Source organism: Pseudomonas abyssi, assembly GCF_002307495.1.
Lineage (GTDB): Bacteria > Pseudomonadota > Gammaproteobacteria > Pseudomonadales > Pseudomonadaceae > Halopseudomonas > Halopseudomonas abyssi.
The window spans coordinates 184,005-205,233 of sequence record NZ_NTMR01000011.1; the positions used below are offsets into that span (position 1 = coordinate 184,005).

At 61.5% G+C, this 21,229-nt stretch carries 20 protein-coding genes; 18 read left to right on the forward strand and 2 right to left on the reverse strand.

All coding sequences use genetic code 11. The annotated features are described in order from the left end of the window. Positions 1 to 78 precede the first annotated feature (78 nt). The 13 genes from CNQ84_RS09975 (at position 79) to CNQ84_RS10035 (ending at position 14,387) form a co-directional block, all read left to right on the forward strand. Positions 79 to 1,098, forward strand: coding sequence for an aspartate-semialdehyde dehydrogenase (locus CNQ84_RS09975; protein ID WP_165771265.1), 1,020 nt, complete (start codon positions 79 to 81; stop codon positions 1,096 to 1,098). A 173-nt stretch (positions 1,099 to 1,271) separates the two neighbouring features. Next, a complete protein-coding gene (locus CNQ84_RS09980; RefSeq protein ID WP_096004719.1) occupies positions 1,272 to 4,190 on the forward strand; it encodes a motility hub landmark protein FimV in 2,919 nt (972 codons plus the stop codon). After that, on the forward strand, positions 4,190 to 5,050 hold the full coding sequence (gene truA / locus CNQ84_RS09985; RefSeq protein ID WP_096004720.1) for a tRNA pseudouridine(38-40) synthase TruA: 861 nt from the start codon (positions 4,190 to 4,192) through the stop codon (positions 5,048 to 5,050). The genes CNQ84_RS09980 and truA overlap by 1 nt, the downstream gene beginning before the upstream one ends. 27 nt (positions 5,051 to 5,077) lie before the next feature. Further along, positions 5,078 to 5,728, forward strand: a complete 651-nt coding sequence (locus tag CNQ84_RS09990) for a phosphoribosylanthranilate isomerase (protein ID WP_268877909.1) — start codon at positions 5,078 to 5,080, stop codon at positions 5,726 to 5,728. After that, entirely contained in the window at positions 5,721 to 6,938 is a 1,218-nt protein-coding gene (trpB, locus tag CNQ84_RS09995) for a tryptophan synthase subunit beta (RefSeq protein WP_096004722.1), read from the forward strand. The genes CNQ84_RS09990 and trpB overlap by 8 nt, the downstream gene beginning before the upstream one ends. Before the next feature lie 11 nt (positions 6,939 to 6,949). Further along, a complete protein-coding gene (trpA, locus tag CNQ84_RS10000) occupies positions 6,950 to 7,753 on the forward strand; it encodes a tryptophan synthase subunit alpha (protein ID WP_096004723.1) in 804 nt (267 codons plus the stop codon). A gap of 58 nt (positions 7,754 to 7,811) precedes the next feature. After that, positions 7,812 to 8,702: an acetyl-CoA carboxylase, carboxyltransferase subunit beta gene (accD, locus tag CNQ84_RS10005; protein WP_096004724.1), complete on the forward strand. Its 891-nt coding sequence runs from the start codon at positions 7,812 to 7,814 to the stop codon at positions 8,700 to 8,702. 1 nt (position 8,703) lies between these two features. Beyond that, positions 8,704 to 9,969 carry a bifunctional tetrahydrofolate synthase/dihydrofolate synthase gene (gene folC / locus CNQ84_RS10010; protein ID WP_096004725.1) on the forward strand — a complete coding sequence of 422 codons (1,266 nt, stop codon included), beginning with the start codon at positions 8,704 to 8,706 and terminating at the stop codon, positions 9,967 to 9,969. 18 nt (positions 9,970 to 9,987) lie between these two features. Continuing rightward, complete coding sequence (locus CNQ84_RS10015; RefSeq protein WP_096004726.1) at positions 9,988 to 10,587, forward strand: SPOR domain-containing protein; 600 nt, start codon at positions 9,988 to 9,990, stop codon at positions 10,585 to 10,587. A 79-nt stretch (positions 10,588 to 10,666) separates the two neighbouring features. Then, positions 10,667 to 11,149 (forward strand): CvpA family protein, encoded by a 483-nt coding sequence (locus tag CNQ84_RS10020; protein ID WP_096004727.1) that lies wholly within the window; start codon positions 10,667 to 10,669, stop codon positions 11,147 to 11,149. Between the two features lie 49 nt (positions 11,150 to 11,198). Further along, positions 11,199 to 12,704: an amidophosphoribosyltransferase gene (purF, locus tag CNQ84_RS10025; protein ID WP_096004728.1), complete on the forward strand. Its 1,506-nt coding sequence runs from the start codon at positions 11,199 to 11,201 to the stop codon at positions 12,702 to 12,704. A gap of 38 nt (positions 12,705 to 12,742) precedes the next feature. After that, positions 12,743 to 13,954 (forward strand): O-succinylhomoserine sulfhydrylase, encoded by a 1,212-nt coding sequence (locus CNQ84_RS10030; RefSeq protein WP_096004729.1) that lies wholly within the window; start codon positions 12,743 to 12,745, stop codon positions 13,952 to 13,954. Between the two features lie 154 nt (positions 13,955 to 14,108). After that, positions 14,109 to 14,387 (forward strand): ComEA family DNA-binding protein, encoded by a 279-nt coding sequence (locus CNQ84_RS10035; protein WP_096004730.1) that lies wholly within the window; start codon positions 14,109 to 14,111, stop codon positions 14,385 to 14,387. Between the two features lie 40 nt (positions 14,388 to 14,427). Here the strand turns inward: CNQ84_RS10035 and CNQ84_RS10040 are convergent, their stop codons facing one another. Beyond that, positions 14,428 to 15,846, reverse strand: a complete 1,419-nt coding sequence (locus CNQ84_RS10040; protein ID WP_096004731.1) for a methyl-accepting chemotaxis protein — start codon at positions 15,844 to 15,846, stop codon at positions 14,428 to 14,430. A 317-nt stretch (positions 15,847 to 16,163) separates the two neighbouring features. Between CNQ84_RS10040 and rnd the strand changes: the two genes are divergently transcribed. Continuing rightward, positions 16,164 to 17,312 carry a ribonuclease D gene (gene rnd, locus CNQ84_RS10045; protein ID WP_096004732.1) on the forward strand — a complete coding sequence of 383 codons (1,149 nt, stop codon included), beginning with the start codon at positions 16,164 to 16,166 and terminating at the stop codon, positions 17,310 to 17,312. Then, the gene (locus CNQ84_RS10050; protein WP_096004733.1) at positions 17,309 to 17,602 is read left to right on the forward strand and encodes a YcgL domain-containing protein; all 294 of its coding nucleotides are present in this window, start codon (positions 17,309 to 17,311) and stop codon (positions 17,600 to 17,602) included. Before rnd ends, CNQ84_RS10050 begins: the two co-directional genes overlap by 4 nt. Before the next feature lie 65 nt (positions 17,603 to 17,667). On the opposite strand, the gene CNQ84_RS10055 is transcribed toward CNQ84_RS10050, so the two are convergent. Continuing rightward, entirely contained in the window at positions 17,668 to 18,069 is a 402-nt protein-coding gene (locus CNQ84_RS10055) for an NINE protein (RefSeq protein WP_096004734.1), read from the reverse strand. Positions 18,070 to 18,144: 75 nt separating this feature from the next. Here CNQ84_RS10055 and CNQ84_RS10060 point away from each other — a divergent pair, with 75 nt between their 5' ends. The 3 genes from CNQ84_RS10060 to CNQ84_RS10070 are packed head-to-tail and all read left to right on the forward strand — an operon-like array spanning position 18,145 to position 21,207. After that, positions 18,145 to 19,506, forward strand: a complete 1,362-nt coding sequence (locus tag CNQ84_RS10060; protein ID WP_165771266.1) for a YcjX family protein — start codon at positions 18,145 to 18,147, stop codon at positions 19,504 to 19,506. Then, positions 19,503 to 20,525: a TIGR01620 family protein gene (locus CNQ84_RS10065; protein ID WP_096004736.1), complete on the forward strand. Its 1,023-nt coding sequence runs from the start codon at positions 19,503 to 19,505 to the stop codon at positions 20,523 to 20,525. The genes CNQ84_RS10060 and CNQ84_RS10065 overlap by 4 nt, the downstream gene beginning before the upstream one ends. After that, a complete protein-coding gene (locus CNQ84_RS10070; RefSeq protein ID WP_096004737.1) occupies positions 20,512 to 21,207 on the forward strand; it encodes a hypothetical protein in 696 nt (231 codons plus the stop codon). Before CNQ84_RS10065 ends, CNQ84_RS10070 begins: the two co-directional genes overlap by 14 nt. The last annotated feature ends 22 nt before the right edge of the window (positions 21,208 to 21,229 follow it).

Below are 21,229 nucleotides of genomic sequence, written 5' to 3' on the forward strand. Positions count from 1 at the left end.
GCCGAGGTTAATCAGGGCACCCCGTCGCTGGCGGGGTGCCCTTTGTATTTGTGCAACATGAACATGCAGGGCAGGACGATGAGCAACGTAGCGGATATTGCAATTGTTGGGGCGAGCAGCCTGGTTGGTGACATGCTGATCAATGTGCTGGAAGAGCACAGTTATCCCTTTGGCCAGGTGCGGCTCGTTGATATCGATGACGAGGCTGGCGAGCGGCGGATGATTAATGGCCAGAGCGTGCGTGTCGAAGCGCTAAGCACCTTCGACTTCGCCAGCGTCAAGCTGGCCATTGTCGCGGGTGATCGCGATGTTGCCTTGCAGCATATCGCGGCAATCCGCGACGCGGGTGCGCTGGTGATCGACACCACCGGTTTGCTGACCGGCCAGGGCGTCACTATTGTCGCCGAAGTGAATCCGGCAACCTTGGCTGATGCCGTGCAGCGACGGGTGGTTGCCTGTCCGGACAGCCAGGTGCTGCAAAGTGCGCTGGTGCTCAAAGTGCTCGATGGCATGTCGCCGGTGCAGCGCGTGAGCATTGCCACCTATCAGTCGATGTCGACCCATGGCAAGGCGGCAGTTGAAGGTCTGGCCATGGAGACCGGGCGACTGCTCAATGGGCAGCCGATCGAGAAGGGTGGGGCGCTGGCCAAGCAGTCGGCCTTTAACCTGCAGCCGTGTGTCAGCGATCTGGATGAGGCTGGCGCCAGTCGCGAGGAACGGGATCTGGTGGCGGGCATTGGTGAGGTGCTTGGTCTGCCATCCCTGCCGGTGCTGGCCAATTGTGTCATGGTGCCGCTGTTCTACGGAACAGCGCAGATGATGCAGGTCACCACCGCCGAGCCGTTGGAGGCTCAAAAGGTGATCAATGTGCTGCGCCGGGCAAAGGGTATCAAGGTGTTGGACAAGGCTGAAGCGGGTGGCTACCCCACGCCGGTGACCGATGCTACAGGCTCCGATCAGGTGTGGGTCGGACGTGTTCGTCAGGATGCGGGTCAGCCCAACACTATCCATTTGTGGATTGTGTCTGATAATTTGCGTAAAGGTGTCGCACTTAACAGTCTGATGATTGCTGACTTGTTGATAAAAGACTATTTGTAATCGATACTTGCTAGAGTTTTTGTATCAAGCAGGTTAGGTTTGCAGGAACTGAAACCGTTTGGCCGTCGTGACTGCGCGTGGCAAAGCCGGGTGGGGAGATAGAACAATTGGCCGGTTTGTCGCAACAGGCACGTCGAAGCCTGGAAAAACGATAAAAGCAAAGGATTTACGCTATGGTTCGCAAATTGGTTATCGCTGTTGCCGCAGCAAGTGCCGTGATGTCGTCCGGAATGGTTCACGCGTTGGGGGTCGGCGATATCCATCTGCAGTCGTCATTGAACCAGCCGCTCGAAGCAGAGATTGATCTGCTGCAGGTGCGAGACCTGTCCAACGAGGAAATTCGCACCACGCTGGCCTCTCCCGACGACTTCGGTCGTGCCGGCATAGACCGTAACTTCTTTCTCACCGATCTCAAGTTTCAGCCTGTCGTCAAACCGGATGGCCGTTCGGTTATCCGCGTCACCTCCAGTCGCCCTGTCAGCGAACCGTTCCTGAACTTCCTCATGGAAGTACGCTGGCCCTCAGGTAAGGTGCTGCGCGAGTTCACCGTGCTGCTTGATCCTCCGCTGTATCAGCCCACGCCGGTCGTCAGCAGCAGCTCCGTCCGTCCGCCGTCCAGCAGCGGCGCGCTGCCCACCCCGCGTGTAGCGCCTGCGCAGCCCAGTGCTGCTGGCCGGGCATCGGCAGCTGCAGTCTCCGCAGGCACTGCGCAAACCACCACGGCCCCTGCGCCAGCCCGTGACCGTGATGGGCGTGTGACGACCAACCGCTCTGACACGCTCTGGGAGCTGGCGCTGCGCAACCGGCCGCAGGGTGCCAGTGTCCACCAGACGATGCTGGCGATCCAGGATCTCAACCCTGGCGCGTTCAGTAACGGCAATATCAACCAGCTCAAGGCGGGGCAAAATCTGACGCTGCCTACCGCTGAGCAGGCTGCTCGCCGCAGTAACAGCGAGGCGGTTGCCGAGGTGGCTGCGCAGAACCGTTCCTGGCGTGAAGGTCGGGCACCGGCAAGCGCTGAAGCCAGTGCACCGCAACTGGACGCGCGTGCGCGCGAGAGCGCTGGTGCCGCGCCCGAGGCGGTCAGCGGCGAAGACTCTCTGCGACTGGTGTCGGGTGCCGATGAAGATGCCGCTGAAGGGGGTGGTGACTCCGCCGCCGGTAATGGTGCCGAGTCGGCGCAGCTGCGTGATGCGCTGGATCGCACCAAAGAACAATTGGACTCGGCGGAGCGAGAGAAAGCCGAGTTGAATGATCGCCTCAGCGATGTGCAGGGGCAGGTAGAAACCCTGCAACGCCTGCTTGAGCTGAAAGATGCGCAGTTGGCTTCACTGCAGGAGCAGGTCGCTGACGGTGGCGAAAACACCGAGCTGACGGCCGAGCCGCAAGCTGACTTGCAGGACATTGCCGATAGCGAAGATCAGGCTGTCGAGGCTGAGCCGATGTCAGCGGATGAGGCTGCTGCCGAGGCGGGCGAGCCTGCCGGAGCTGCCGCCAGTGCTGATGCGTTGGCCGCTGACGTCGACGCCATTGATGGCGCGCCTGTGGATGAGCCTGTCAGCGAACAGGCTCCGGTCGTCGATGCAGAACCGGCGGAAGCTGAGGCTCCTGAAGCTCCTGAGGTATCGGAGCCGGCGCCAGTAGCCGAGCCGGTTGCTCCGGCAGAGCCCGCTGCCAAGGATCCAGCCTCCCTGCTGCAGGGCTTGATGCAAAACCAGATGCTGCTGATCGGCGGTGGGGTGGTTGCCATTCTGCTGCTGTTGCTGGTGTTGATGTCGCTGTCTCGCCGTAATGCACGACGCGAAGCCGAAATGGCCGACAACTTCATCGCCAATGCGGCTGACGACAAGTCGGATGCGGCGGAACCCGAATCGGACGACTTCAACGTGGCGCTGGCCGGCGGCGATGACAGTGATCAGGATGGCATGAACCTGGCGGCCGACCCGCTCGTTGAAGCTGATGCGTTGCTGGCCTATGGCAAACCTCAGGAAGCACGTGAGGTGCTGGCTGATGCGATTGCCGCCGAGCCTGAGCGTAATGATCTGCGCTTGAAGCTGATGGAAGTCGAAGGTCTGTTGGAGAACGCCGAGGGTTATCGTGACCAGCGTGCGGTACTCGAAGCCAAGGGCAACCAGGGCGATCGTATCGCCGAGCTTGATGCACGCTTCCCGCTGATGGCCGCTGCTGCAGTCGGCGCTGCGGCGGTGGTCCCGCAGGAAGACGACGAGCTGGAAGCCCCGGCACCGGCGGTTGATGTCGCTGAGGACGACATGGATTTCGATTTCAGCGAGTTTGATCTGGGCGACGATGCCACGGACAAATCGGCGGATGAAGTGCCCTTCGAAGACGTCCTGGCTGAGTCGCCCGCAGAGTCGGTCCCCGCTGAAGAGGCCGGCTTCGATCTGGACTTTGATCTGGACGAGCCCGCACTAGAGCAGCCGGTAGAGGCGTCGCCCGACGTTGCTGCTTCCGGTGAGCCCGAGGCGGCACCCGCAGAGGCAGCAGACGAATTTGACCTGTCCGACTTTGAATTGGATACCGACAGCCTTGACCTGCCTGAGCAGGCGACAGAGCTGCCGCCAGAAGAGCCGGCGGCAACCCTCGACGCCGACTTTGATTTGTCCATGACCGAGGATCTTGAGGCGGACAGCCTGATTGCCGAGTTCGAGTCCATGGATTCGCCAGCCGCATCGGGCGAGCCGGCGGCCGAGTCGCTGGATTTGTCTGACGCGTCCCTGTCCGATCTGGACGCGGAGCTGCCACCGACCGATGCGCTTGATGATCTGGAGCTGCCGGTTGCTGATGGACAGGACAGCTTGGACTCCTTCGAGCTGCCCGAGCTGGACGACGCCGACCTCACCCCGATTGACAGCGCCACGGAGGAAGCAGTGGGCGATACTTTGGATGAAGACGACGAGTTCGACTTCCTGTCCGGCACCGATGAGTGTGCCACCAAGTTGGACCTGGCCCGTGCCTACATCGATATGGGTGACCAGGAGGGGGCTCGCGATATCCTTAACGAAGTCGTCGAGGAAGGCAGTGAGCAGCAGCAGCAGGAAGCGCGCAGTCTGATGGAGCGCCTGACTGACTGATGGTAGATGATGCGACAAATCCAGCGGCCGCCCCTGAGGCGGCCGCTGTTGTTTCCAGGGTGGCGGCCTGCGTGGAGTACCGAGGTACGGCCTACCGTGGCTGGCAGCGTCAGCAGAAGGGCGTGCCCAGCGTACAGGAAGCGGTTGAGAAGGCGTTGAGCCGGGTTGCCAATCACCCCGTACAGATTTTCTGCGCTGGGCGCACCGATGCCGGCGTGCATGCGTCCTGTCAGGTCATTCACTTTGACAGCGACGCCGTTCGCTCCCCACGCAACTGGATTCATGGCGCTAATGCCAATCTGCCGCCGGATATCTCCCTGAGCTGGGTACTGCCCGTCGGGCAGGATTTTCATGCGCGTTTTTCTGCCCAGGCGCGCCGATATCGTTACGTGATTTATAACGATCCGGTTCGACCGGCCCACCTTGCCCATGAGGTGACCTGGAATTACCGACCCTTGGATATCGAGCGGATGCGTGCTGCCGCCAAGGTGCTGGTGGGGACTCACGACTTTACCTCCTATCGGGCGGTTGGCTGCCAGGCCAAATCGCCCATCAAGACCGTTCATCATCTCGAGCTGCTGGAGTTTGGTCGGTTCATCGTGCTGGATATCCGCGCCAATGCCTTCCTGCATCACATGGTGCGCAATATCGCCGGTGTACTAATGCAGATTGGCTGTGGCGAGCACCCGGTCGGCTGGGCTGCTCAGGTGTTGGCCGCCCGGGATCGCGCTCAGGGTGGCCTGACGGCGCCAGCCTATGGTTTGTATCTTGTGGATGTAACCTATCCGGCGCACTTCGATCTGCCGGACCGCTATCTGGGGCCGCATTTTCTGTCTGCGCTGCCGGATGTGCTGGACTGACGCTGGTGCCCCTATCTGCTAACATCGATTCCCTTTGCAACCAGACAGGCAAGCCTTCAGGCGATGACCCGAATCAAGATATGTGGCATTACCCGTGAGCAAGACGCCCTGGCCGCCGCTGCCGCCGGCGCCGATGCCATCGGCCTGGTGTTTTACCCACCGAGTCCGCGCGCAGTCGATGCCGGCCAGGCGGCGCGCATCGTGGCCGCGTTGCCACCTTTTGTAACGACGGTCGGTTTGTTTGTTGATGCCGAGCCTGCAGCCGTGCGCGCGGTCTTGGCCGAGGTGCCGCTGGATCTGCTGCAGTTCCATGGTGAGGAGAGCGACGACTATTGTCGTCAGTTCGGTCGTCCCTATCTCAAGGCAGTACGGGTTCGCAGCGCTGATCAGTTGCAAGACGTAGCTGCGCAATGGCCTGGCGCAGCCGGTATTTTGCTTGATAGCTACAAGCCTGGTGTGCCCGGCGGTACCGGCGAGGTCTTCGACTGGCGTCTGGTGCCGCGCGAGCGTGACTGGAATCTCGTGTTGGCCGGTGGCTTGGTCGCAAGCAATGTGCGCCAGGCAATTGATGAAATGCAGCCCTGGGCCGTGGATGTCAGCGGTGGTGTCGAGGCGGCCAAGGGCATCAAGGATGTGGCAAAAATTAACGCGTTTGTTCAAGAGGTGAAGCGTGTCTGACTCCAACCCCATCGATTTTTCTGCGGTGCCCGACGCGCGAGGCCACTTTGGTCCGTATGGCGGCCGCTTTGTTTCTGAAACCCTGATGGACGCGCTGGATGAGCTGGAGCGTCTTTATCGCACCTTGTCCGATGACCCTGCCTTTCAGGCGGAATTTGACCGGGATCTGGCCTTTTATGTGGGCCGGCCTTCGCCACTATATCTGGCTGAACGCTTAACGCAAAAGGTCGGTGGTGCGCAGATCTATCTCAAGCGGGAAGACCTCAACCACACCGGCGCCCACAAGGTGAACAACACTATCGGCCAGGCGCTGCTAGCCAAACACATGGGCAAACCGCGAGTGATTGCCGAAACCGGTGCCGGTCAGCACGGTGTGGCGACGGCGACCGTGGCTGCACGTCTGGGGCTGAAATGCCAGGTTTACATGGGCGCAGAAGATGTTCGGCGTCAGGCGCTCAACGTGTATCGCATGAAGCTGCTGGGTGCCGAAGTGATTCCGGTCACCTCCGGCTCCCGTACGCTGAAAGATGCCATGAATGAGGCAATGCGCGACTGGGTTACCAACATTGATGACACCTTCTACATCATTGGTACCGTCGCAGGCCCACATCCATACCCTGAGCTGGTGCGCGACTTTCAGTGCGTCATTGGCCGTGAGGCACGCGAGCAGTGCCTGACCCAGGCCGGTCGCCTGCCAGACGCGCTGGTAGCCTGTGTCGGCGGTGGTTCCAACGCGATTGGTTTGTTCCATCCGTTCCTGAATGATGAAAGCGTGCGCATGTACGGGGTCGAAGCCGGTGGCCACGGTATCGCCACCGGTGAGCATGCTGCGCCGCTGAGCGCTGGTCAGCCTGGGGTGCTGCACGGCAATCGCACCTATCTGATGTCGGATGAAGCAGGGCAGATCATTGAGACTCACTCGGTCTCTGCCGGCCTCGATTATCCGGGCGTTGGTCCGGAGCACAGCTGGCTGAAGGACATTGGCCGGGTGGACTATGTCGATGCGACTGACGATGAGGCATTGCACGCGTTCCGCGAGCTGACCCGTGTCGAGGGCATCATGCCGGCACTGGAGTCCAGTCATGCGGTGGCCTACGGCATGAAGCTGGCAGCCAGCATGAGTCCTGAGGAGATTGTCGTGATCAACCTGTCCGGTCGTGGCGACAAGGACATTCACACCGTCGCCGGCATTGACGGCATCAGCATCTAGTCGAGTTATCCATGAGCCGAATTCAAGCCCGTTTTTCCGCCCTGCAGGCCGCCGGTCGCAAGGCGCTGATCCCTTACATTACTGCCGGTGATCCTGCCCCGGCGGTAACCCTGCCGCTGATGCATGACCTGGTTGCTGCCGGTGCAGATATCATTGAGCTGGGTATCCCGTTCTCCGACCCGATGGCTGATGGCCCGGTGATCCAGCTCGCTATGGAACGTGCGCTCGCGCACGAGGTGAGTCTGCGACAGGTGCTGGAGATGGTTGCCGAGTTTCGCCAGCGTGACAACGATACGCCGGTCGTGCTGATGGGGTATCTGAACCCGGTCGAGCGTATGGGCTATGATGAATTTGCCCGTGAAGCTGCTGAAGCCGGCGTTGACGGTGTGCTGACCGTTGATCTGCCGCCGGAAGAGGCTGTCGACGTCGTGCCGCTGTTCAAGGCGCGCGGACTGGACACGATTTTCCTGTTGGCGCCGACCACCACGGCCGAGCGCGCGCGCTCAATTTGTCAGCAGGCCAGCGGCTATGTCTATTATGTTTCCCTGAAAGGTGTGACCGGGTCCAGTGCTTTGGACGTCACCGATGTAGCAAACAAATTGGACATGCTGCGTACGGTCACCGACTTGCCGATTGGCGTTGGCTTCGGTATCCGCGACGGCGCTACTGCCGCAGCGGTTGGTGAGGTAGCCGATGGCGTTGTGGTCGGGTCTGTGCTGGTCAATCAGATTGCGGCCAACGCCGATAATCCGGATGCAGCGCGCAAGGCGATCTCGGCCATCATTGCCGAGATGCGCGGCGCCATGGACCACTGAACAACGTCCACTGCCTGCTGGCAGTGTTGACTGAGCTGACAACAGAGAAGGAAAGGCGATGAGCAACTGGTTGGTGGACAAACTGATTCCCTCCATTGTGCGCTCCGAAGCACAGAAGAGCAGCGTACCCGAAGGGCTCTGGCGCAAATGCCCGTCCTGTGACGCGGTACTGTATCGGCCGGAGCTGGAGAAAAATCTGGATGTCTGCCCCAAGTGCAGCCATCACCTGCGTATTGGCGCTCGCCGCCGTCTGGACATCTTCCTGGACGCCGAGGGGCGCAACGAGATCGGCGCGGAGCTGGAGCCGGTGGATCGCCTGAAGTTCCGCGACAGCAAAAAATACAAGGACCGTCTGGCTGCCGCCCAGAAAGAAACCGGTGAGAAAGATGCGCTGGTTGTCATGCAGGGCGCGCTGAAGGGCTCTCCGATTGTGGCCAGTGCCTTTGAATTCAACTTCATGGGTGGCTCGATGGGCAGCGTGGTCGGGGCCCGCTTTGTACGCGGCGCAGAGGTCGCCCTGCAGGAACGTATCCCCTACATCTGCTTCTCCGCCTCCGGCGGCGCGCGTATGCAGGAAGCGCTGTTTTCCCTGATGCAGATGGCCAAGACAAGTGCCGCGCTGGCGCGCCTGCGTGAAGAGGGTATTCCTTTTATCTCGGTCATGACCGACCCGGTTTACGGCGGCGTGTCCGCCAGTCTGGCGATGCTGGGTGATCTCAACGTGGCTGAGCCCAATGCGCTGATCGGTTTTGCCGGTCCGCGAGTGATCGAGCAGACCGTACGCGAGAAACTGCCGCCGGGCTTCCAGCGCAGTGAGTTCCTGCTGGATCATGGTGCGCTGGATATGATTGTTTCGCGCAGTGAAATGCGTGATCGCCTGGCCAGCATCCTGGCCATGCTGACCGGCGCGCCGGCACCGGAGGGCAGTGCGGAGGTGGTCGAGGCCTGATATGAGTGCGCGCAGTCTGGCCGATTGGCTGGTTCGGCTGGAAGGGTTGCACCCCAGCGAGATCGACATGGGGCTGGAGCGGGTCCGTTTGGTCGCAGCGCGACTGGGCGTGCTTACTCCAGCCCCGCTGGTTTTTACCGTCACCGGTACCAACGGCAAGGGCTCAACCTGTGCCGCATTGGAATCCCTGTTGCGCCGCAGCGGGCTTCGTACCGGCTGCTATACCTCGCCGCACCTGGTGCGCTACAACGAGCGTGTGCGCCTTGACGGGCAGTTGGCCGATGATGCCAGTCTGTGCGCGGCGTTCGCCGCCATTGATGACCTGCGTGGCGATATCTCCCTGACCTATTTCGAGTTTGGCACCCTGGCGGCGCTATGGCTGTTCAAGCGTGCCGAGCTGGACGCCGTGGTGCTGGAAGTGGGGCTGGGCGGCCGTCTGGATGCCGTCAATGTGGTCGACGCTGATGTTGCGGTGGTGACCAGCATCGGCATTGATCATCAGGAGTATCTGGGCAATACGCGGGCCTCGGTGGCGACCGAGAAGGCCGGTATTTTGCGCTCTGGGCGTCCGGTGGTCAGCGGCGAGCGCGACCTGCCTGATACCTTTTTCCAGGCGGTTGAGCGACTTGGCTGTCAGTTGGTTCAGCGCGATCGGGACTTCGCTGTGCAGATGCAACCTGATGGCCAGTGGACGCTGAACGGCGAGGGGGGCTTGGGCGCGGCGCGGTCGCTGCTGCTGCCGCCGGTGCGCTTGCCGCGTGACAATCTGGCGGTGGCTGTTCAAGCCTTCTGGGCAGCCGGGCTGGACCTGCCGGATGCGGCTCTGGGTGAGGCGCTGGCTGCAGCCAGTGCAGCCGGGCGGCTTGAGTCGTGCGAGATAGACTGGCAGGGCCAGCGCCGTAGCCTGCTGCTGGATGTGGGGCATAATCCCCACGCGGCCGCCTTTCTGGCCGAGTCCTTGCGGCAGCAGGGCTCGCGCCCACGGGTTGCGGTGTTTGGTCTGTTGGCGGACAAGGACCTGCAAGGCGTGCTGGCGCCGTTGGGCGGCCTGTTCGAGCGCTGGTATGTGGCCCCCTTGCCAAGTCCGCGCAGTCGTTCGGCGCACGAGCTGCAGCAGGCTCTCGAGGCTTCTGGTGAGCAGGGACAGGTGGCGGCTTCGGTCGCCGCAGCGTTGGCGTTGGCGTTGAGCGAAACATCCGCTGATACCGAAATTGTCATTTTCGGGTCGTTTTTCTGCGTCGCCGACGCCATACTCTGGCTATCGTAAATAGCCGGGGTAAGCAGGATGGATGAACGTCTCAAACAGCGCATCATTGGTGCTGTGGTACTGATTGTCGCTGCCGTGGTTTTTCTGCCCATGCTACTGTCGGGGCAGGATGAGACGGTGCAGGTCGAGGTGGAAGTGCCGGAGGCGCCCCTGCTTGATCGCGAGCCGATTGCCCTCGTCGAGCCGGCTCAACTGCCGCCCGCGCCGACGGTAGCTGCCATGCCGGAGACGCTTGAGTCCTCCCCCGAAGAGCCGGTTACTGCACCTGAGCCGGCGCCGGCGGCTGAGCCTGCCCCAGCACCTGAAGCGGTCGTCGCTGCCCCTGAGCCGACCCCGGCACCCACACCCGCGCCGCCGGCGGCCAACGGCGACTGGGTGATCCAGTTGGGCAGCTTTTCCAGCGCTTCCAACGCCGAGGGGCTGAGTCAGACGCTGCGCACCCAGGGCTACAACGCCTATACCCATGCCGTGACTGTGCAGGGCAAGGCTATTACCCGTGTTTATGTCGGGCCGCTTGCCAGCCGCGAAGCAGCCAACCGCTTGCGCGACGAGCTGGAACGCAAGCGCGGCAACAAGGGGTTGGTGGTAGCCTATGACGCCTCGAGTGGGCGTGGTTGAGTTGTCGCGTTTTTGCCTGTTTCGATGGCCCGAACAGCTCTGCTAGAATGTCGGCCTTTGTTGAGCAGAGTATTTAATCGTGTCTTTGACCTGGGTTGACTGGGCAATCGTCGCCATCATTGTGGTTTCCGCCCTGATTAGTCTGACCAGAGGGTTCGTCAAGGAAGCCTTGTCTTTGCTGACCTGGGTTATCGCCGGGCTGGTTGCCTGGCTATTTGGTGGCGCCCTGGCCGAGTTGCTGGCCCCGTACATCGAGACACCGTCGCTGCGAGTCATTGCAGCTTGTTCCATTCTTTTTGTGATGACGCTGTTGCTGGGCGGCTTGATCAACTATCTGATCGGCCAGCTGGTGATAGTGACCGGATTGAGCGGTACTGATCGCTTCCTCGGCATGGTGTTTGGTGCTGCGCGAGGCGCGTTGCTGGTCGTGGTGGCCGTCGGATTGCTTAGCCTGGCTCCAGTCGAGGCTGACACCTGGTGGCGTGAGTCCGTTGTCATTCCGCATTTTCTACTGGTCGCGGACTGGTCGAAAAACCTTATTCTGCAAATGGCGGGACGCTGATCCGGGTGTCCCGGAATGCGCCGCCTCCCAATCAAGAAGGTACTCAGGCATGTGTGGCATTGTTGGCATAGTGGGCAAGTCGAACGTCAATCAGGCGCTCTATGATGCTCTGACCGTCCTGCAGCATCGCGGCCAGGACGCCGCCGGCATTGTGACCTGCGAACACGGTCGACTGTTTCTGCGCAAGGACAATGGTTTGGTGCGGGACGTTTTTCACCAGCGCCACATGCAGCGTCTGGTGGGGAATATGGGTATTGGCCATGTGCGCTATCCGACCGCCGGTAGCTCCAGCTCGGCTGAAGCGCAGCCGTTTTATGTCAACTCGCCCTACGGCATTACGTTGGCTCACAACGGTAACCTGACCAATGTCGAGCGCCTGTCGCGCGAGATCTACGAGTCAGACCTGCGCCACGTCAACACCACCTCTGACTCCGAGGTGCTGCTGAACGTCTTTGCCCATGAGCTGGCAGTACGCAACAAGCTGCAGCCGACCGAGGAGGATGTGTTCGCCGCGGTCAGTCAGGTGCACCGCCGCTGCGTGGGTGGCTACGCCTCCGTGGCTATGGTTACCGGGTACGGTATCGTCGGCTTTCGTGACCCCCACGGCATCCGCCCGATCGTGTTCGGCCAGCGCCACACTGACCAGGGTGTCGAGTACATGATTGCCTCCGAGAGCGTGGCACTGGATGTACTGGGCTTTACCCTGATTCGTGATCTGGCGCCGGGTGAAGCGGTATACATCACCGAAGACGGTCAGCTGTTCACCCGTCAGTGCGCTGAGAACCCGCAGTACGCCCCCTGTATCTTCGAGCACGTTTATCTGGCCCGGCCTGACTCGCTCATGGACGGTGTATCCGTCTATAAGGCGCGCCTGCGGATGGGTGAGAAGCTGGCAGAGAAAATCCAGCGTGAGCGCCCTGAGCACGACATTGATGTCGTCATTCCGATTCCTGATACCAGCCGCACCTCGGCGGTCGAGCTGGCGAACCAGTTGGGCGTGAAATTCCGCGAAGGCTTCGTCAAGAACCGCTACATCGGCCGCACCTTTATCATGCCGGGGCAGGCGGCTCGCAAGAAATCGGTACGCCAGAAGCTCAACGCGATTGACCTGGAATTCCGTGGCAAGAATGTATTGCTGGTGGATGACTCCATTGTTCGCGGCACCACCTGCAAGCAGATTATTCAAATGGCCCGTGAGGCCGGGGCGAAGAAGGTCTACTTCTGCTCGGCGGCACCGGCGGTGCGCTACCCGAACGTCTACGGGATCGACATGCCCAGTGCCCATGAACTGATTGCGCACGGGCGCACCACCGAGGAGGTGGCGGAGCTGATCGGTGCCGACTGGCTGCTGTATCAGGATCTGGAAGACCTGAAAGAGGCCGTTGGTGGGGGCAAGGTCAAGATTGATGCCTTCGACTGCGCGGTGTTTGACGGCCAGTACGTGACCGGTGATGTCAACGAACAGTATCTGGATCGGATCGAGCAGGCGCGCAATGATGCGGCAAAGTCGACCGTTGAACGCGTCAGCGCCATCATCGATCTGCACAACAATTGAGATCGGCGGTACTGGCCGCTGTGAAGGGGTTTTAACTGATGAGTGAAGAATGGCAAGCGGGGCGCCTGGACAGTGATCTGGAGGGGGTCGGCTTCGACACTCTGGCTGTGCGTGCCGGTCAGCGCCGTACGCCCGAGGCCGAACACGGCGAGCCGCTGTTCCTGACGTCCAGCTATGTCTTTCGCAGCGCCGCAGATGCTGCCGCCTGCTTTGCCGGCGAAGCCAAGGGTAATGTCTACTCGCGCTACATGAACCCGACCGTGCGCACCTTTGAGGAGCGCATGGCGCAGCTTGAAGGTGGCGAACAGGCAGTGGCAACCGCATCGGGTATGGCGGCCATCATGGCGACTGTCATGAGCCTGTGTTCGGCGGGTGACCATATTCTGGTTTCGCGCAGCGTCTTCGGCGCTACTGTCACGCTGTTTGAAAAGTACTTCAAGCGCTTTGGCATCGAGGTCGATTATGTCGCGCTTACGGACTCGGCGGCCTGGCGTGCCGCCTGCAAGCCGAACACCCGGATGTTCTTTATCGAGTCGCCGTCCAACCCGTTGGCCGAGCTGGGCGATATTGGTGCGCTTGGCACAATTGCTCGCGAGCATGGCGCGTTGCTGGTAGTAGACAACTGCTTTTGTACGCCAGCGCTGCAGAAACCGCTGGCGCTGGGAGCTGATATCGTCGTGCACTCGGCAACCAAGTACATTGACGGACAGGGCCGCAGCATGGGGGGTGTGGTGGTAGGGCGCAGTGAGCACATGCAGGAGCTGGTGGGCTTTTTGCGTACCGCAGGACCGACCCTCAGCCCCTTCAATGCCTGGGTATTTCTCAAGGGCCTGGAAACGCTGCGCCTGCGCATGCGCGCGCATTGTGAATCTGCGCAGCAGATTGCCGAGTGGCTGGAGCAGCGCCCTGAGGTGGAGCACGTTTACTACAGCGGTCTGCCGTCGCACCCGCAGCATGAGCTGGCCAAGGCGCAGCAGACGGCCTTTGGTGCGGTCGTGAGTTTCGAACTCAAGGGAGGGCGTGAAGCGGCGTGGCGCTTTATCGATGCGACTCGGCTGGTGTCCATTACCGCTAACCTGGGTGATGCCAAGACCACCATCACACATCCGGCAACCACCACCCACGGACGCTTGACGCCGGAAGCACGTGAAGCCGCAGGTATTCGCGACGGACTGATTCGTCTAGCGATCGGGCTGGAGGAGGTCGCCGATCTCCGGGCCGACCTGCAGCGCGGGTTCGACGCTCAGTAAGTTTCTGCCGGGCAAGCTGCGAGGCAGGTCACATCAAAGCCGCAGAGCGTATCGCTCTGCGGCTTTTTTTGTTCTAGCTTGCGGGAGCCGCAGGGATAGTGGCTGAAGTCTGTTCCTTCAGTGCGGCATTAACCAACTACATGGAGGAAGTAACATGCGTCAGTTATTGAGTGCGATGGCTCTTGTGTTCAGCTGTCTATTGGCTGGCCCGACCTGGGCTGATGAGGTGGCAGGTCCGACCGTCAACATCAACACGGCCAGCGCCGCTGAAATGGCCGAAGTGCTGCAAGGTATTGGCGAAGCCAAAGCAGAGGCGATTGTCGCTTACCGCGACGAGCACGGCGCCTTTGCGTCGGTTGAGTCGCTGACGGCGGTCAAGGGTATTGGGGCCAGCACGCTGAGCAACAATGCCGGTCGTATCGTGCTGGAGTAGACGGGGAAAGGCCGGGCGGCGAGTCGCCGCCCGGCATATCTCAGGTGCGCAGACGGCTGACAGCGTCGCTCAACTGATTGGCCAGGCGGGCCAGCTGGTCACTGGTTTCAGCGCTGCTGATCGTCTGCTGAACGGTGCGTTCGGTGACGTCGCGAATCTCCACCACGCTTTGGGTGATGGCATCGGCCACCTGACTTTGCTGTTCCACGGCAGACGCAATTTCGCTGTTGCCCTCGCTGATCTGACTGACAGCGGCGGCAATTTCGTGCAGCGATTCACCCGCGTCGGCTACCTGGTCGACGGACGCGTGGGTCAGCCCTGCGCTGGCCTGCATGTCTTCCACCGCGACGGCTGTACCGCCTTGCAGTGCTTCGATCATGCGCTGAATGTCATCGGTCGACGTCTGCACCCGTTGTGCCAGCGCACGGACCTCGTCGGCGACTACCGCAAAGCCGCGGCCTGATTCGCCCGCTCGTGCGGCCTCAATTGCGGCGTTCAAAGCCAAGAGGTTGGTCTGCTCGGCAATCTCGCGGATGACCCTGACAACGCCGCTGATTTCCTGGCTGTGACTCGACAACTGATGCATGTGCTCGGTGCAGCGATCAATGCTGGTAACCAGCCCGGTGATGGTCTGACGCACCTGGAGTACCTGATCGCGCCCTCGTGTGGCCAGGCTGTTGGCCTGGGTGGATTGGTCGCGCGACAGGGCGGTACTGCCAGCGATATCCTGCACGGTGGCGCTCATTTCGTTGACCGCAGCGGCCACCTGGTCGGTTTCGCCCTGTTGCAGCACCATGCCGTCGCGGACCTGACTCATCAGTCCAGCGAGCGCCATGGCCCGCTGGTCCAATTCCTGGGCGGCCTGGCGTACCGATGAGACGACCTGTTGCTGGGATTGTTGCATGGCGTTGAAAGCGCGGGCCATGGAGCCCACTTCATCGCGTGAGTCGGCCTTGGCCCGCAGGGTCAAGTCGCCGCTGTTCTGTACTGACATCATGACGTCGCGCAGGGCAAGAATGTGCTGGGTGATAAACGAAATCAGCATTTGCGAGACGAGCAGCACCAGCAGCATCAGCACGAAGACTACTCCCGCATACAGGGGGGCTCTGGCCACCAGCAGCGGCATGAAACCCTGTCGCTCGACCGCCAGCGCCTTGCCGTCGCCGGCCAGCCAGGCCCCGGTAAAGCGCTGTGCCTGTTGGCTGCCCAAGGCTGTGGCGTCGATCCAGCGGTTGCTGCCGCTGTGCCCGGCGGGTGCGTTGATCCACTGTACCCCTTCCGCTTGCGCCTGATTGGCAGGGCTGGCGGCGATGGCCTGGGCCAGTTGCTGTCGGCTGTGTTCAATCGTTCGCTGTTCTACGCCGAGGGCAACCAATACCAGTGCCAGGGTGGCAGCAAAGGCGACGCCATTGACTGCCCAGAATTTGTATTTCAGCGGCAGGTGTTGAAGAAAACGCATGCATACTCCAGAGCACGGTGGAAACAGGAACGGTCGGCAGATTGGCGTCAACAGAGCGCCAGTATCCGGTGTCACCCTGTTATATCGGTTGATCCCGGTCAAACTTGAAGCGCTCTATCAACGACGTGCTGGCCGACCTTGTATTTTATCTGCGTATTGCCGGTCTTTAGAGGTGGTTGGCGATGCGCAGCGGGCCTTGCCACCTCCGGTCAGCAGCTCGGCGTGGTTGATGCAGGCACGCGGATCAGTGCGTCCAGAGCGCGGCAGGGCGGCGGTCGATCAGTTATACTGCGGCCAGTTTACACATAAGGCCGCCCATGACTACGCCCTTGGCAAAAACCCTGATGATTGATGATAACGCCGAGCTCGCGCGCTGGTGCCGACACTGGCAGAGCCTGCCCTTTGTTGCGGTGGATACCGAGTTCGTTCGCACCGAAACCTTTTATCCCATCGCCGGCCTGATTCAGGTCGGCGATGGCGAGCAGGCGGTATTGATTGACCCGCTGGCGATTACCGACTGGGCTCCGCTGGTTGCCTTGCTGGGGGACCCTGCGGTGGTCAAGGTGCTGCATGCCTGCAGTGAAGACCTGGAGGTCTTTTCGCGTTTGTGTGGCGCCTTGCCAAGCCCGCTGTTTGATACGCAGCTGGCAGCTGCGTTTCTAGGCATGGATTTCTCCATGGGGTATTCACGTTTGGTCAGCGAGTTGCTGCAGATCGATTTGCCCAAGGATGAAACCCGCTCTGACTGGCTGCAGCGGCCGTTGAGCTCGGCGCAGGTCGAGTATGCCGCGCGTGATGCCCAGCACCTGGCCGAGCTGTACCGCATTATGGCGCCGCGTCTGGAGTCCGCCGGACTGACTGACTGGCTGCTTGCCGATACCGCCGAGCAGGTGGCGGCCAGTGGGCAGGTCATCGAACCCGCATTAGCCTATCAGCAGGTGAAGCAGGCTTGGCGCCTGGAGCCAGCCGACCTCGCCGTGTTGCAAGTCATCGCCGCCTGGCGCGAGCGCGAGTCTCGTGCGCGTGACGTCGCGCGTAATCGGCTGCTGCGTGAGCGGACGCTCTGCCCGCTGGCCCAGCGTCGGCCCGACACGCTGCAGGCGCTGTCGCGCATCGAGGATATGCATCCGCGTACCGTGCGCCATGAAGGTGAAACCCTGTTGCGTCTGATCCGCGAAGGCCAGGCTGTGGCGCCGGCGGACTACCCCGAGGCGTTGGCCGAGCCCTTGCCGGCCGCCGCCAATCGTTTGCTCAAGCGTCTTCGCAAGGTGGGGCAGCAGGAAGCCGAACGTCGCGGTATTGCGCCGGAAATCATGCTGCGAAAAAAGGTTCTGGAGGCGATGGTGCGCACCGGATATCCCAATGGGCCCTACAGCCTGCCTGATGAATTAACGGGGTGGCGGCGCGCGCTGCTGGGAGATGCGTTGCTCAATGCAGCCAACAATGCGCTGGAGGTGGCCGAATGAGCTTGTCTTGCTCGATCTATCGCAGCGGCAAGCGCCAGGGCATGTATCTGTATGTTCCCTCGGGTGCGCCGCTGGATGAATTGCCTGCCGCGCTGTTGCAGTACGTCGGGCGGCTGGAACACGCTATGGACCTGGAGTTGAGTGCCGAGCGAAAGCTGGCGCAGGAAGACGTGCTCAAGGTGATGGAGAACCTGAACGCCCAAGGCTTTCATGTGCAGATGCCGCCCCAGCAGGATGATTACATCCAGCATCTGCCGGACGAGTTGCTGACCCGTAACGATCCGGTATAAGTTGCGTTCATACAAAAACGCCGTCGCTTGGCGACGGCGTTTTTTTGTGCCCGGTGCTGGCGCGCCTACCACTCGCGCCGCATGTTCTCGACAGAAATCTGTTCGTTAAGCGTCCAGTAGTCATACAGCACTCCTACCAGCAGCAGGCCGCCGGTGCAGAAGTAGATAATGGCGGTGATCCACTTGCCCATATACAGGCGGTGGGCACCAAATACGCCGAGGAAGGTCAATAGGATCCAGGTCAGGTTGAAATTGATCCGCCCGGTACGAAAGCGACGGTCAGCGGCGCGATCCATGCTTGGGATCAGAAACAGGTCAATAATCCAACCGATAAAGAACAGCCCAAGGGTGAAGAACCACAGTGTTCCGGTCCAGGGTTTGCCGTAGTAGAAGCGGTGTGCACCCATAAATCCGAAAATCCAGAGAAGGTAACCGATAGCCTTGCTGTGGGAGTCCGAATACGCCATTAGGGGGCCTCTTTGCCTGGGGTGGTTGTGTAATACTGGTCATAGACCATAAATGATTTCTGGAGTGCCTGCACTGTGGCAAATAATTCTGCGAACTGGTTCAAGCAAGTGGCACGGCGTGCCGAGGGACTGGGACAGCAGCGTTTAAGGGTCGGGGTAACCGGTCTGAGTGGGGCCGGCAAGACCACTTTTATCACCAGTTTGATTAACCAGCTGGAGAACCACAACAAAGGTCTGCTGGCGCGACGTGCGCCCTTTGACCGGTTGGAATCGGTGCGCTGGCAGCGCGATGATGTGGAGCGCGCCTTTCCCTATCTGGAGTCGCTCGGCGCCTTGTCGGCCGAGCCGGCACGATGGCCCGATTCCACCAGCGATCTCTCGCGTGTGCTGATAGATCTGCGCTTTCGCCCGCAAGGCCTGCTGCGCAAGCTGCAATCGACTCGCCAGCTGCGGCTGGAGATTATCGATTATCCAGGTGAGTGGTTGCTTGACTTGCCGCTGCTGCAGCTTGACTACGGGCAATGGTGCGAGCAGATGCGTCAATGGCTCGAGACCGAACCGCGGCGCTCCCTGGCGGGTCCGTTGAGAGACATACTGCTGGGCCTTGATCCCGCGGCCCCCGAAGATGCCGGCCAGTTGGCTGAGCTGACCGAGCAGTGGCGGCAGTTCTTGCTGCGTTGTCGCAGTGAGGCTGGCTTGTCGCGCAACCAGCCCGCACGCTTTCTCCAGCCCGGTAGTGATGTTGCACCGCAGATGCTGCAATTTGTCCCGTTGTTGCTGGCCAATCGGCACAGCACGGGCGAGCAGGGCAGCTGGTGGGCGGTGTGCCAGGCGCGCTTCAACTATTATCGCGATTTTGTTGTGCGCGGCTTTTTCGAACAGCACTTTCGGCATTTGGATCAGCAGGTATTGCTGGTGGATATGCTTGGCCCAATGGACGCTGGCGAGGCAGCGTTGACTGACCTGCGCGATGCGATGGAAGCGGTTCTGACCAGCTTTGACTATGGCCGCAGTGGCTTGCTGGCGCGACTGCTCAGGTTTCGCCCACGGATCGGCCGGCTGGCCTTTTGCGCCACCAAGGTCGATAAGGTCAACCCGGCCCAGCAGCGCGCTGTGCAGCAGTGCCTTGAGGATCTGATGGTCGACCGTCTGGCTGATGTGCGCCATGGCGGGGTCGAGGTGCGAGGGCTACCCCTGTCCGCCATTCGTGCTACCCGTCAGGAGGGCGATGCCCTGGTCGCCGGGTTGCAGGGAGAGGAGGGTTGGGTCCGTTATCGTCCGGGCGATATTCCGGCGCATCTGCCACAATCGCTGCAAGTCAGCAGCCCCGACCTGTTGCCGCTGCGCCCACCGCCAGGCCTGCATCGCAGCGAGCCGTTTCCGCATTACCGCATGGACGATCTGATTGCCTGGCTGATTGAGGGGGCCGAGCCGTGAGCAGTGACCAGAAAACCCGGATTCTTGATACCTGGCAGACCGCAGCCGATGACCCTATCCGGCGTACCGAGTTGCTTGGTAGTGCTGATGCGCTGCCTGGTGAGCAGCCCCAGGACATACCGGAACTGCCGTCCACGCTCAATGCGCCACCGCCGAGTCGCTGGCCGCGCCGGCTGTGGGGGTTGGGTTTGGGGGTTGCGCTGGGCGGGGCTGCCCTGCAGTGGGGGGAGTGGACGTGGCAGGCCTGGCAGTGGCAGCCGCTGTGGGGCGCGCTGGTAGGCGGCGTAGGCACCGCGCTGGCGGGTACCGGGCTGTTGGCCTGGCGTGACCTGCGGCGTCAGCGTCACCGCCTGAACGAACTGGAGCAATTGCGCGGTGAAATGCAGCAGGCACTGCGCGAGCCGGGGCAACGCGTGGCGGTGGATTGGCTGGATCGCGTGCAGGGCGTGTACGCAGACAGCCCGCTGGCCAGCCTGTTGCAACGCGCCTGCGCGGATCTTGATGGGTCCCATGACGCGCGTGAAATCAGCCAGCGACTTAATCTGCAGTTCTATCAGCCGATCGACCAGCGTGCCCGGCAGATCATCCGCCAGGAGTCGGTCAGCACCGGGGTATTGGTCGCCTCCAGTCCCTGGGTGGCGGTCGATTTGTTGTTGGTAGTGTGGCGCAATATCCGACTGATGCAGCGTGTTGCGGTGTGCTACGGACTGCCGATTGGCCGCCTCAGCCGCTGGCGTCTCGCACGCCATGTGTTGCGTAATATCGCCCTGGCCGGGGGCACCGAGGTGGCGGTCAGTGCACTCAGTGACTCGCTGCTGTCTGGGCTGCTGGAGAAGCTGGCGGCGCGGGTAGGGCAGGGCGTTGGGGTTGGTCTCTACAGCTCGCGACTGGGGCACTTTACGTTGGATCTGTGCCGCGCCGTGCCAGTGGCGGAGGCGCAGATGCTGGTTGAAGATAACAAGGGCATTATTCGCATGATGAAAGAACGATTGGGGCAACTGAACGATGGGCGCCTATAAGTCGCGGCGTCGTTGGCTGGCCGAGCGTTGGGTGGCTGGCAAGCAGGCCGAACTGGGCGCGCGCTGGGACGCGCTGCGTGAGCAATTGCTGCCGGCCAGCTGGCCGCGACGCATGCAGCGCGTCGCCGGGCTGAGTGAGCAGGAAACCGTCAGCTGGCAGCCCCGAGCCGGCTCCAGCAGCGCTGAGCTGCTGGTCTGGGTACGGCAGCTGCCGGGCTTTCAGCGCCGCTGGCTGGCCGCCTTGCTCGACGCCCCCAGCGCCGGCCCCAATACCCTGATTGAGTCGATAGAACGGGTGCAGCTGGACTGGCGCAGTCAGCTCAACCCGGTGACGAGCCACCGTGAGTACGCCGCCCAACTAGCCATTCTGGCTGCTCAGATGGGCCTGCAACCGGCTGCTCCGGCAGCGTATCTGGAAAACGAGCAGCAGATATTCATCAGGCTGGATGAGTTGCTGTTTGCTTCGCTACCGATGCGCTTGCGGGCCCAGTTGGCGGGACAGCACGCCACCGGTCAGGGGTTCTATCTGGTCTGGTGGTATGAGCGATTGATGGCCCGCGCTGGCGAGGCGGGCTTTGAGCTGCTGGATATCGGCGCAGCGGATTGGCCGGATATGCCGCCGGCCTGGCTGGCACTGGGCTGGCTGTGCGGGTTACGACTGCAGCACCAGAGTCGCAGCTAGCTGGTCAGCGAGTAGCTGCTCG

What these genes read in the sequence shown, in the direction of transcription:
- CNQ84_RS09975 (WP_165771265.1), top strand. Translation starts at nt 79, where the DNA reads ATGAGCAACGTAGCGGATATTGCAATTGTTGGGGCGAGCAGCCTGGTT.
- CNQ84_RS09980 (WP_096004719.1), top strand. Translation starts at nt 1,272, where the DNA reads ATGGTTCGCAAATTGGTTATCGCTGTTGCCGCAGCAAGTGCCGTGATG.
- truA (WP_096004720.1), top strand. Translation starts at nt 4,190, where the DNA reads ATGGTAGATGATGCGACAAATCCAGCGGCCGCCCCTGAGGCGGCCGCT.
- trpA (WP_096004723.1), top strand. Translation starts at nt 6,950, where the DNA reads ATGAGCCGAATTCAAGCCCGTTTTTCCGCCCTGCAGGCCGCCGGTCGC.
- accD (WP_096004724.1), top strand. Translation starts at nt 7,812, where the DNA reads ATGAGCAACTGGTTGGTGGACAAACTGATTCCCTCCATTGTGCGCTCC.
- folC (WP_096004725.1), top strand. Translation starts at nt 8,704, where the DNA reads ATGAGTGCGCGCAGTCTGGCCGATTGGCTGGTTCGGCTGGAAGGGTTG.
- CNQ84_RS10015 (WP_096004726.1), top strand. Translation starts at nt 9,988, where the DNA reads ATGGATGAACGTCTCAAACAGCGCATCATTGGTGCTGTGGTACTGATT.
- purF (WP_096004728.1), top strand. Translation starts at nt 11,199, where the DNA reads ATGTGTGGCATTGTTGGCATAGTGGGCAAGTCGAACGTCAATCAGGCG.
- CNQ84_RS10030 (WP_096004729.1), top strand. Translation starts at nt 12,743, where the DNA reads ATGAGTGAAGAATGGCAAGCGGGGCGCCTGGACAGTGATCTGGAGGGG.
- CNQ84_RS10035 (WP_096004730.1), top strand. Translation starts at nt 14,109, where the DNA reads ATGCGTCAGTTATTGAGTGCGATGGCTCTTGTGTTCAGCTGTCTATTG.
- CNQ84_RS10040 (WP_096004731.1), bottom strand. Translation starts at nt 15,846, where the DNA reads ATGCGTTTTCTTCAACACCTGCCGCTGAAATACAAATTCTGGGCAGTC.
- rnd (WP_096004732.1), top strand. Translation starts at nt 16,164, where the DNA reads ATGACTACGCCCTTGGCAAAAACCCTGATGATTGATGATAACGCCGAG.
- CNQ84_RS10050 (WP_096004733.1), top strand. Translation starts at nt 17,309, where the DNA reads ATGAGCTTGTCTTGCTCGATCTATCGCAGCGGCAAGCGCCAGGGCATG.
- CNQ84_RS10055 (WP_096004734.1), bottom strand. Translation starts at nt 18,069, where the DNA reads ATGGCGTATTCGGACTCCCACAGCAAGGCTATCGGTTACCTTCTCTGG.
- CNQ84_RS10070 (WP_096004737.1), top strand. Translation starts at nt 20,512, where the DNA reads ATGGGCGCCTATAAGTCGCGGCGTCGTTGGCTGGCCGAGCGTTGGGTG.